The sequence below is a fragment of the Niallia sp. CD-39 genome (assembly GCF_059874745.1).
The window spans coordinates 388,194-400,767 of record NZ_JCBCPS010000002.1 but is presented as its reverse complement, the minus strand read 5'-3'; the positions used below and the strand labels follow the sequence as shown (position 1 = coordinate 400,767).

Annotated in this window: 8 protein-coding genes; 3 read left to right on the top strand and 5 right to left on the bottom strand. The window is 37.3% G+C overall.

Going from position 1 to position 12,574, the window contains the following annotated elements:
- Positions 1–360 precede the first annotated feature (360 nt).
- Positions 361–1,356, top strand: coding sequence for a C40 family peptidase (locus tag AC6F34_RS08260; RefSeq protein WP_500770900.1), 996 nt, complete (start codon positions 361–363; stop codon positions 1,354–1,356).
- A 91-nt stretch (positions 1,357–1,447) separates the two neighbouring features.
- Complete coding sequence (locus AC6F34_RS08255; protein WP_500770898.1) at positions 1,448–2,449, top strand: copper amine oxidase N-terminal domain-containing protein; 1,002 nt, start codon at positions 1,448–1,450, stop codon at positions 2,447–2,449.
- Between the two features lie 246 nt (positions 2,450–2,695).
- On the opposite strand, the gene AC6F34_RS08250 is transcribed toward AC6F34_RS08255, so the two are convergent.
- The 5 genes from AC6F34_RS08250 to AC6F34_RS08230 form a co-directional block, all read right to left on the bottom strand.
- Entirely contained in the window at positions 2,696–4,339 is a 1,644-nt protein-coding gene (locus AC6F34_RS08250) for a S8 family peptidase (RefSeq protein ID WP_500770896.1), read from the bottom strand.
- Positions 4,340–4,456: 117 nt separating this feature from the next.
- On the bottom strand, positions 4,457–5,833 hold the full coding sequence (locus AC6F34_RS08245; protein ID WP_500770894.1) for an N-acetylmuramoyl-L-alanine amidase: 1,377 nt from the start codon (positions 5,831–5,833) through the stop codon (positions 4,457–4,459).
- A gap of 134 nt (positions 5,834–5,967) precedes the next feature.
- A complete protein-coding gene (gene csaB / locus AC6F34_RS08240; protein ID WP_500770892.1) occupies positions 5,968–7,044 on the bottom strand; it encodes a polysaccharide pyruvyl transferase CsaB in 1,077 nt (358 codons plus the stop codon).
- A complete protein-coding gene (locus AC6F34_RS08235; RefSeq protein WP_500770890.1) occupies positions 7,041–10,532 on the bottom strand; it encodes a DUF5693 family protein in 3,492 nt (1,163 codons plus the stop codon). The genes csaB and AC6F34_RS08235 overlap by 4 nt, the downstream gene beginning before the upstream one ends.
- The gene (locus AC6F34_RS08230; protein WP_500770888.1) at positions 10,529–11,266 is read right to left on the bottom strand and encodes a WecB/TagA/CpsF family glycosyltransferase; all 738 of its coding nucleotides are present in this window, start codon (positions 11,264–11,266) and stop codon (positions 10,529–10,531) included. The genes AC6F34_RS08235 and AC6F34_RS08230 overlap by 4 nt, the downstream gene beginning before the upstream one ends.
- A gap of 252 nt (positions 11,267–11,518) precedes the next feature.
- Between AC6F34_RS08230 and AC6F34_RS08225 the strand changes: the two genes are divergently transcribed.
- Complete coding sequence (locus AC6F34_RS08225) at positions 11,519–12,526, top strand: acyltransferase (protein ID WP_500770886.1); 1,008 nt, start codon at positions 11,519–11,521, stop codon at positions 12,524–12,526.
- Positions 12,527–12,574 lie beyond the last annotated feature (48 nt).

Genomic DNA, 12,574 nt, shown 5'->3' with positions numbered 1-12,574 from the left:
AATACCAAACATACAAACAATAGTATATGAGAATTTGGTTTTGCAGTCAACTATTTTCTCTAATACCAATTGCTTATTGTGGAGGAATTATTTAACTTTGTAGTAATAATATTAGACTACATTCTTGTTTTTTCAACAAGAAACTATTACCAATTACGGTATATCTGTACATAGTTTAGTATAATTAACCTTTCAATGCAAGCATCAACCTTGAATTTTTTGATTTTTTTATCATTTTTTAAAAGAATGCTATTTTTTCGACACATCCTGACGTATGTAATAAGAAAATGAATTTTATTCCACAATTTTAGTTACAACGCCTCTGTATTTTGTCGATAAAATATATAGAGGTGGAAATACATGAAAAAAATGGTTTGGATATTATTTCTTTTATTAACCTTAAACCTGGCAATACATAAGGAAAAAGCACTATCTTACACACTAACTCCTGATTCTTTCATAGAATTCTCACTCAGGTATCTTGGTGTTCCTTATTTATATGGAGGATCTACACCAAACGGATTTGATTGCTCTGGCTATGTGCGCTTTGTATACAACCAATTCGGAATAGATCTACCACGTACAACAAAGGAACAAACTACTGCTGGAATCGAAGTAAAAGAAAATGAATGGCAAATAGGAGATATTGTGTTCTTCAACACAGATGGAATTGGTATTTCTCACTCTGGGATCTACATCGGCAATCGATCCTTTGTCTCAGCAACTACCTCTAACGGTGTTCGAATTGACTCATTGGATGATCCGTATTATTGGAAAGCCCGCTACGTAACCGCACGACGTGTCGCTGACATACCACAGCATGGGCAAATTCATTACAAAGATGTTCCATTCGATCACTGGGCGAATTATGAAATTCAATACTTATCAGAAAAGCAAATTATTAACGGCTATGATGGAAATCTGTTCTATCCTAGCCGCAGTATCAACAGAGCTGAAGCAGCAAAAATGATCGTTGCAACACTTAATCTACCTTTACGGTATGAATTGAATTATGAGGATATCCCCCCAACCCATTGGGCTAATCCATATATTGCAACTGCAACACATTACGGATTATTCACGGGATATGACGGCAACTTGTTTAAACCAGATGATCCTATTACACGAGCAGAAGTAGCGATCTTGATCAATCGCTCCTTCCCATTACCAATCATTCAACATCCGATCATGTTTACAGATTTACCAACAGAACACTGGGCATATGCTGCAATCCAAAACCTAACCTATTATCAAATCGTCACCGGCTATCCTAATGGTACGTTTAAACCTAGTGGAAACACATCTAGAGCTGAGTTTGCAAAACTACTAAAGAATGCAATAGACAAAGCCAACTAAATGATAGATTACCAATATTAGTATAATTTAACCATTCACATCCTCCAGTCACCATATATAATAGAGCTATTATGAGAAAGGTGGGAAAATATTGAATAAACAATGGAAAGGACTATTCATTTTTGCATTTAGTTTCGTCTTGCTCTTCAGCTTGACACCCAACATAGGAGCAGCTCAAACAAAACCGGTTAAAATCTTATACAACTATGAAGAACTGAAGTTAAATGATGCTCCTTTTATTGAAAAAGGGAGAACACTCGTCCCTCTCCGTGGTATATTTGAGCAAATGAGTGGAAAGGTGCATTGGGATGATACAAAAAAAGAAACGACCATTACGATGAACTTTCAAACCATAGTCGTTCCATTGAACAGCAAAACCATTTATAAAAACGGCGATGCCGTATCGATTGATGTTCCTAGTCAATTAAAGAATGGCAGAGTATATTTACCGTTAAGAGCGATATCAGAAAGCGGTTCAGCACAAGTAAAATGGTACCATCCTGAGTATACTGTTTACATTACAGATTACATTTTTATGAATATTCCTCCTGATGAGATTCCAGAAATCAACGTAGACCCTTCTCTAAAAGAAGTAGACAAGTTTGGGCACCCTTTAATCACTCATGAGAAATTTCTAGCAATCGAGCTTGGCAAACACACTATCGAAGAAATCAATTACCTATTCGCCCAAGAGGCACCCTTTGATTATGAATTTGCGTACTATAATTATTCATGGAGATACGATCATGTTGGTTTAAAAACAGATCAAAATGGTGTAATTAATGCAAAATGGTATTCTAATAATGAACATGCTGTATCCGTACCAAATGTCTCAAGGCAAACATTTGATTCTTTACAGGAAAAGATGACGTATGAGGAAGTTGTCGAGCTGATTGGTAGCGAAGGAACACTTGTTTCACAAACAATTTTGGGCAAGCAATTTAAGTATGAATGGACGTCTAGCCAGCCAAAACGGACTATGAACCTCGTTTTCTATCAAGAAGGATCTGAATTAATCCTATCTTTACATGAAAAATTAGCGGATGATGAGGGCGGATATAAAGAGGGCAGTACGTATTATGAGTGGAATTAAGAAAAGATAATCTTTAATTATCTCTTCTTGTGGACGCTTTCCTCGGGCAATGCTTCAACTTGCTAGGAAGAAAACAATTTCCTTCGCGGTTTTCAGCTGTTACTACTCCCGAAGGAGCCGGCGCCTACGTTCTAATCGAAGAATTAACACCTTATCCTTTCATTACTGAAATTTATACTTTCTGATCTATTAATAGAAACCCCTGAGACATTTCTCAGGGGTTTGTTGTAAATAAAAATAATCTCGTCACCTGAAGTCCTCGTTTAATGCCTTTGCCATCATAAGTGAGAACTCCGCTCTTGTAATCGTTTGTCTAGGTTTAAATGTTCCATCAAGATACCCTTGGACGATCCGATTTTCATTTAATGCTAGGATTTCATTATAAAAATAATCCGATGAATGAACATCAGAAAATTCATCTCCCCCACTGCTCGTGAGCGCAAACACATTCGAAATCATAATCGCTGCATCTCCTCGGATAATAGAGGCATTCGGGCGAAACGATTCATCAGGAAACCCGTATATATATCCTTTGTCGTAGGCAGTGCCGATATATCCATATGCAAAGTGACCATTCGGAACATCATGGAAAATCGATTGAGTAGACTCATCTAGCCCCTTCGCTCTTCCAATCATAGTGATTGCCTCTGCTCTTGTCACCGTCTGATTTGGGTAAAACAAGCCATTCGAATATCCTGTAATAATATCTAAATCATATAGATATTCAATTGCTTCATGGTACCATTCTGAAGGACGAACATCAGGGAAGCTAGATAACGGTGATACATTAGGCGCTTGAATTAAACCATATCCGTAAAGAGGGTCCTTTCCCAATTCTCCTAAATCCAGAGCGGTCTCCTTCATAAGCTCTCTTATCTGGGAAGTATCATACTCTGGATATGCTTGCATATACAATGCGGCTATAGCTGATACATAAGGGGCAGCCATCGAAGTACCTGTTAGAGAAGCATATTCTTGATATACACCATGATGGTAACCTGCATAGGTACTATACACATTTTCCCCATTTGCTACAAAGTCTAATGAAGGACCAAAATAGCTAAAGGGTGATTTCTCGTAACGTGCATTGATTGAACCGACTGCAAGCACTTCAGGATACCTTGCAGGGTAGAGAACATCCTGACTCGAGAAACTTTGTAATGCATTTCCAGATGCTGCAACAATGACAATTCCTTCACGATATGCTTCTCTTATCACTTCTTCTAATAATTGTGACCCTTGCTGTGCAGTCACACTTAAATTAAGGATATCAAGCTCTTGGTGTATTCCCCACTCGATGGCAGCAATAATATTGGACTGGTTGCCATAACCGGTCTCATCCAACGCTTTAATTGCATAAATCTCTGCCATTGGAGCTACGCCTCGTGTACCGATACTATTATCCTTTGCAGCGATTATTCCCGCCACATGTGTACCATGTCCTTGATCATCTTCATAGGATGGGTTTCCACTGATAAAAGAGATTCCTCCAGCAACCTGTAAATCAGGATGTGTTGACCTTATTCCAGTATCAATAATGCCAATCTTCACTCCATGTCCATCAAGGCCACTTGCATAGGATTCGTGTGCTCGAACAGCATCATACCCCCAGCTCATACGTTGATTTTCGATTTCTATCGGATGATCCACTTCAACTCGCTTAATTGTATTCTCCACTTTTAATCGATCTAATTTAGACGATTCAATCGTAACAGCTGCTGATAAATATTCTTCAAAAACATGGTGAACCTCAGCATCGTATTCTTCTAGTAAATTTAATTCAATTTGGTCCTTAAACGTTACCAATATTCTTTGATGATCATCTGCATTCGCTTGGAACGGGATCAATAGGAACAAAAAGCCCAATAGAATCGTAATTCTTTTTGCCAACTACCTCACTCCCTTGTATTATCATTCTCTTGCACTTCGAATTTATTTAACTAGTAAAAAAGATAATCTACTATTATCCCTTAGCTTGTAAAAAAGCGGACTAAATGTCCGCTTTTCTTACTTATCTCTCCAATTGTAGTATTCAACAATTCCATCAGCAATTGCCTGTGCTGCTTTATTACGGTAAGCCTCAGAAGCTAGCTTCTGAGCATCAGACTTGTTGGAAATAAAACCTAATTCAACCAATGCTGCTGGTAATGGATTATTCTTAATAACTGAGAATCCCGCTTGCTTAACTCCTCTATTATTCGTATCTAACGATTTATATAATCGATTTTGAATAAATGTAGCAAGTTGTTTACTATTTTCAGAGCGAGAATTAACACTTGCTGCATAATAATAGGTTTCAGATCCATTGGCACTCTCTTGTGAGAAGCTATTCGCATGGATGCTTACAAACGTGTCCGCATTTGCCCGAACGGATACTTCAACCCGCTCTGTTAACGTTAAATATGTATCATTTGATCTTGTCATAAACACTTCAATCCCTTTGCTTTCTAGGATTGCTTTTACTTTAAGTGCTACAGAAAGATTCACTTCTTTTTCTTGTAGTCCATTTCCAATCGCTCCAGGATCTGAACCGCCATGACCTGGATCAATGGCAATAATGCGCTTATTAGATGGCATTGATAAGTAATCTCGATGTACAAATCCTGACGTTGCTCCATTTGATACATAAGCCCAGTTTCCATCTAAATGGTACAGTGTAACTGTTGTTCCCTTAGTAAAGAATCCTACAGCACTGTAGTTTGTACCAGGTCCAGAACGAACATTTAGAGAAGTAGCAGTTACTACTCGTTCACCTAATGATTGCATTTCATACTGAACTCGAAAACTTGGGTTCATGCCCCTTGCAACAATCACCGCGAATTCAGCACGGTTAATCGCTGTTTGTGGTCTGTATGTACCATCTGTATAACCGTTTGCAATGCCGGCTGTAACAATACGATTAATCGCATTGTATTGACTACCAGTTGCAGGAACATCTTTAAAGAATACGAGACTCGTAGATTGGAATCCAAAGGCTCTTTGCATTAAAAATGCCATTTCGCCTCTTGTAATGTTACCTTTTGGCCTATAGGTTCCATCTCCATACCCTGTAATGACACCACGGTTTACTGCTGATTGTATGTAGCCTGAAGCGTAGGAAGAAGCAGGAACATCCGTAAAGCTTGTTGCTCGTTGCGTTCCATCTAAACCAAGGGCACGTCCAATCATTGCAGCAGCTTGTTCTCTCGTAACAGGATCATTGGGGCGGAATGTATTGTCTGGATGTCCAGTCACAACACCACGGTCAAGAAGATAATTAATCTCAGTTGCAAAGCCCGCCGGGATATCCTTTAGTCCCGCTGCCTGCGTTTCTGAACCTGCACTAATCACAAAGACAAAAGCGACGAAAAGGATTGATAAAGTTCTAGTCATTCTTTTACACATTGCTGCTACATTTCCTCCTGATTTTCATTTGCGTTTCTGTCATATTGTAGCATAATTCTACAAACAATTTGTCAACTTTTTGGATTTTTTAAAGAATAGAACTATTAAACTACAAACGACATGAATCAAATGCTTCATGTCGTTTGTTGAAAGTGTTTGATTGCTTCCTTAGCTGTTCCAATTGCTTTTTCCTTCATTTCCTTCATTGATACTTCAAGCGATGTACTTCCTTTATCATCAGCTAGCCTAGCAGTAGCTAATGAATAGAGAGATTCGTCTGACCAATTTGATTCCATCACATGACCAACAACTGGCTGTTTTGCAATTTCAGCAAATGCATCAATTTTTGGATCATAGGACAAAGCAATAAAAGGAGTATACGTAATAGCAGAGAAAATCAACGCATGAAGCCTCATCCCAACTAGTAAATCACATAACCCAATAATAGCTACCTTCTCTTCTATTGATGCGTCAAAAGGTGCAAGTAAGCTTTTTTCCTTCATTAAGGCAATCACATCGAGAGACGACTTCTCATCATGCTGTCCATGCATCGGGATAAATACAATTGTATTTCCATCTTGAACTAAACGATCAAGAGCTTTAGCAAGCTCGGCTTTGAATTCAATTGGACTGTCCCAATCTCTTACTGAAACCGCAATAGCTTGACCAGTAATATTCTGCTCGCTATACCAACCGCTAAATGTCATTTCCCTTCTCATGCCGATTACAGGGTCTGGAACAATAGAAATCTCTCTTGTTACACCTAGTCTTTCTAGCAATTCTTTAGAACCTTGATCCCTTACTGTCACTTTTGCTTTATTCAACGTAAACTTCGTTAACCATTGATTGAGCTTCTTATGAATCGGCCCCATCCCTTGTGCATAAACAAAGACTGGTTTCTTGGCAAAAGCAGCCATTAACATAATCCCTGTATAATAAGGGATTGAACGAGGGCCTGTCTCATCTTGCAACAGGCTACCCCCTCCACTAATTAATCCATCTGATCTCTTAATTGTTTGGAATACCTCTTTAGTTTTCCACCGATTAACTGAACGAACACCATAAGTTGCTTCTGTATGTTTCGGATGATTAGAGAGTACAGTAATCTCAATGTTAGCATCCTGTCCTCTTAATGCTTGGATGATTGAGTAAAGAATTGCCTCATCGCCAACATTCTCGAATCCATAATAACCTGAAATTACGACCTTCATGATAACCACCTTGGTTTTATTTTCTCTTCATACATCTTAAGAATCAATTTAAAGATGTAAATAAATACAAAGCCAATCAATAACCCTAGCAGTAAGCTATAGAATGTACGAAGCATCGATAAGTGGAACGGGATATGGAAATGTGTAAACGTATTAATAACCGAAAGATAACCAATAACACTTGGGATAAGCATATACTTAGCTAACCTTTTAAACATTGGCATAACGTAGAGTGCAAGTACAAAGAACGGGAACCCAATAAGAAACTCTTTTGTTCTTGGACGTACATACATGATTTCCTCTAACCATTGTCGAATTGTTAATTCAATGCTTGAAACAGACCCCTGGTTACCTGTTCTACTGATATAGTACAATGCAACAACGGCAATCACGGCAATTACTGCGAGATGCCAATAGCGTACACTCATCATTGCTAGTCGCTTCACATCATCCCATAAAGCATAAATTGTAATGAACGCAATTGGGATAATATAAACAAGTTTTACTCCACGGAACTCACTGACTTTGACTAAAAACTCATTTCCATTTAATAAAGCTGAAATGATGACAACACCAATCAAACTAATGGCTGCAGCTCGCCCGTAGCGCACTAGAATCGTCTTGAACCCTTTTGAAGCTGGCATCGGTAATATCGCATAGATTGGGGCTACTACAGCAACCAATAATGCTAATAGCTGAATTAATAGCAATTTATTTAGCACAAACGCTGCTAAGCTGACAATCGTTACACCAACTAATGAAAGGTAAACGAGTCTTCGATCTTTAAACACAGATAATGCAGCTAGAGCGACAAACGATATCGCTGCGACAAACGCAGCCAAGTAACTCCATTTTGCAATATTTATATCATTAAATGGCTTAGGGTCAGAAAGGGTAAACGCACTTGGCATAGACGTTTGGACATTTGAAATAAATGTCGTTGTATCTTCCAACGCCTTTTGACCATCTTGATCGTCAATCATTCGAATAAAGACCGAACGTATATTTCTTTCTTTTACCGCACGAACGGATCGATCGACTGCTTCTTGAATACTAGAAACTTTGTTCAAGTCAAGACTATGAAGTCTGATGATATTTGTGTCTGTTAAATAGCTAAGAGAATGAAGCCCCTTCTGATCAGTAAACTCGATTTGATAAATAGGTATATCTCTTTCATTCAATTCATTTGCATAGCTTCTCATATAGTCAACATTTGGAAAACCGATCACTTCTGTACCTGACATAAGCAAGTGAACTGATTGCCTATCTGCGATATCTAAGAATTGTTTAAACACGATTGGGTCTTCTTTTCCCGAATCCGTGTTCCACATTCTTAATATCAAGTTAAACCCCTGATTATTAATTAGTTCTAGGGATTCGTCTAAAAACCCAACAGCAATCTCATCCATATCAGCAGTTGTTGCAGGGTAATAGATAAATTCCTTATTATTAATCATAATTGATTCTGCTTCAGCCTCTGAAAAGATAGCAGAAAGATTATCTGTTAATTCATTCTCTTCTTGAATATATACATAGATTCCTTCAGTCGAAACCCCTTGAGCAATTTCTTCAAGATCCTCGTTAAAGATTGACATCGCTTTGATTTCTTCGCCAGTCAGCGTTGTAATATACCCTTTTTTAGATAAGCTTTCCATCGTCTCTGGCTCAAGACTGATCGTATTTAAGCCCGCTTCTTTTAATTCGGATAGTACACCCTCTTTTGTCATGAGTGGGTTTAGTGCCACAATCTCCTCAACATCCATAAACGGCATAACCATCTCATAGTCACGATTATCCAGTTCAGCTGCTATCCTTTGGTACAATCCCGGGATTGAGAGAAGAAGGGATACGATCAATATTCCAATTAACGCTTTCTTCAATCTAGTACACTCCTTTTTATTTACCTTACCTCCCGATGGCGGTGGCGTCTCTTGATTCTTTTTATTTGTAAAGCGATTTACAAGCGGCAAACCGTCTAAGTCCTTGATTGTAATCCCCTTCGTTATATATGCTAAAATAACATATATAATAGCTCCTAAAATAATTGCAATTCCAACATAACCAATCGCAAAAAGCCGTCTAACCCCGTCAAAGGATAGATACAATGTTGGTAGACCAATCACAATCGCCATACTAATAGATGATCCAATAATCGAGGTCATCTTCCATTTGAAAGCTCTAAATGGAATTTCACGATGAATAACGTAGGTATTTGCGATGACAATTAATACGTAAACAAGTAATGTCACATACGCTGCACCTATTAACCCAAAGGAATGCACAAATAGTAGGTTCAATGCTCCCTTTATGACAACAGCAAGCAAAATAATCCATGCTGCTTCTCTTGCTTTATTCATTCCTTGTAAAATTCCAGTCCCCAGTACAGCAAACGCTGTAAAGACAGAACTAAACCCGATGACAGCAAGCATATTGCTTCCTTCAAGATTTGTGAAGAGAGCTAAGTTCATTGGAAGCGTTAAAGCCAATAGTCCAAAGGCAGCTGGCCAAGAAATTAAATGAGTTAAATAATGTGTTCGCTCCACGATACCTTTTGCTTTTAATGAATTCCCTTCTGCTAACGTTTTTGTTAACAAAGGAATTAAAGGCAGTACAATTGATGTAGAAAAGACCGTCGCGATTTGAACAATGGCTAAACCTCGACCATAGATTCCATATTGATACGTAATATCTTCTCCGACCCCAGCTGAACGTAAACTATAAGGGATCGTAATGGAATCAACGAAGTTTAATAGAGCCATTGTGATTGCACCTATACAAATAGGAATAGAGATATAAAGAATCTTCTTCCCTACTTGTTTGAAGTCGGTGAACGTATAGGCATATTTTTTAGGTTTTAAATTCGATCTAGAGAATAACCATTTCAAATAAACAGCAGATGCCAACGCTCCCAGAATCGATCCAAACATAACGCCGCCAGAGACAACTTCACTACTTGAATCTCTGCCGACCAATATATAAGCAATGACCAAAATAAACACAACTCTTATTAGCTGTTCCAACACTTGCGAGATAGCCGTTGGCCGCATATCATGAAACCCTTGAAAATATCCTCTATATACGGCCATATATGGAGCAACAAGTAATGTTGCCCCAACAATAATTAAGGCTAGTCTTATATTTTCTCCACCTAGGATATACGCGATTTGATTAGAAAAGCTAAAGATCAAACTAAAACTGATCACACCGAATAATAAAGCGAGTATCGTTGCGGTACGATAAATCTTATAAATCTTCTCATCAGCTTTTTCGACAGATGCTTCAGATATCAATTGTGAAATCGCAATTGGGATTCCTGCTACCGATAAAATCAACGCAACCATATATACTGGATAGACGAGGCTAAATATTCCAAGTACCTCATCACCCGCAATATTTTGTAATGGAACCCGGAATACACTGCCTAATATTTTTGAAAGTAATGTTGCAACTGAAAGAATTAATGTGCTTTTAATAAATGTCTGGCTCATTTTCCTGTTTTACCTTTAGACATCATAACTTTTAATGCAAATTTAGGTAGTGACATCATTCTCCCAAATCGACTTGGTTGTTTAAGTAAACGATAAAGCCATTCCAAATTTGCTTTTTGCCAGATGACAGGTGCTCGCTTTACAGTACCTGCAATTACATCAAAGCTTCCACCTACCCCGATAAATACTCCTTCATCGAAATGGTGGAGATGTGTTGCAATCCAATTCTCCTGACGAGGCACTCCAAGTGCTACAAACACAAGATTAGGCTTTAACTCTTTGATTTCTGAATGGATTGCATCTGATTCCCAGTCAAAGAATCCGTTATGACTGCCGACAATGTTTACATTCGGGTACTTACTGTGAATTTCTTTCTTTGTCTTTGCTAACGTATCTTCTGTAGCACCTAAGAGGTAGATGCTGTAGTTCTCTTCATTTGATAAGGCTAATAAATCAACCATTGTATCATATCCTGTTACCCTTCCAGGCAATGGTGTCTTCTGTAATTGTGCCGCCTTTACAATACCAATTCCATCCGCTGTAATATACGTTGATTTTTTAATAGTACTCATATAATCAGGCTCATCATTTGCCTTCATCACAATTTCTGGATTGGCAGTAACGACAAACGTCTTTTGTTTTTCTTTTATATGTTGATTCAACACTTCAACAAATTGTTTTCTACTAACATTCACAAATGGGACATTTAATATTTCCACAACTCTAATATCCATAACGTTCTCCTAACTTCAAATCAATATATAGGTATACGATCTCTTAATATCCTTTGTATAACATTCAAAAATAATCACTTTTCCTTCTAATATAACATAAAAAAACATTGAACAAATAGTTGTTACTAGTTTCATACATTTTTCATTGAGCTGTAACATTCTATTATTACGAAAAAACTTATTAAGAAATAGGAGAAGTAAAAATAAGTAATCATGATATACTTAGTATGAATATTTACAGGAGCTAAAATGATGAATATACATTATCTGAATTATTTAAGGGCACTGGCTATATTTGGAGTTGTCCTCTTACACTGTGCTGCAATCTTTATTCCTTTATACGGAGAAATCACTAATGAGCGATGGGCAATCGTTAACTTTTACGATTCAATCGTTAGATGGTGTGTCCCTCTTTTCTTAATGATAAGCGGTGCACTTTTGTTAAACCCTAAGAAAAATGATTCATTGATAACTTTTTATAAAAAGCGAATGAATAAGATCCTTGTACCGTTTTTAATTTGGAGCCTTGCTTTTTATCTATACAAAGGAATTATTGGTTCATCTAGCTTTACATGGTCTCATTTCATTCCAGAATTGCTAAATAACGATATCTATTTTCATCTCTGGTTTTTTTATGCCATTATCGGTATCTATCTTGTTCTTCCTATTTTTAAGGTTGTTGTTCAATATGGAGAAAATCACCTACTAAAATACTTTATCGGTATATGGATTTTATTGGTCTCTGTTGTTGGTTTGCTTAACTTTTCATTTGACTTAGATATCCAGCTCTATCACCCGATTAGCACCTTTATTGGTTTTTTCATACTAGGCTATTATTTATCTACTAGCACATTTACTAAAAAGCAAAGAATGGGTATCTATGCAGTTGGCTTTATTGGGTTTGTTATTACATTCCTTGGAACTCAATACTATACCGTTCAATCCGAATCCTTTATCAGCTATTTTTACAGTTACACCACATTGAATGTAATTGCTATGTCTATAGCTGTGTTTGTTTTATTTAAACAATTGTTTAAAAATTCATCCCATACGAACACCACCATACAGCTACTAAGTAATACTAGTTTTGGGGTTTTTCTTGTCCATCCTTTTTTTCTGGATGTATGGAAAAACTATCTACCTATAGAAGATTATCTTTTGTTTGGTATCACCATTTACTCTATTGTTGTATTTGTTTCATCCATAGCTATTGTTTTTATTATTCAAAAAATACCTTATTTAAACAAGATCGTTCCATAATATTCATTTTGTTCACTATAAAAAAAGAAGAAACAGCATCCTGCCGTT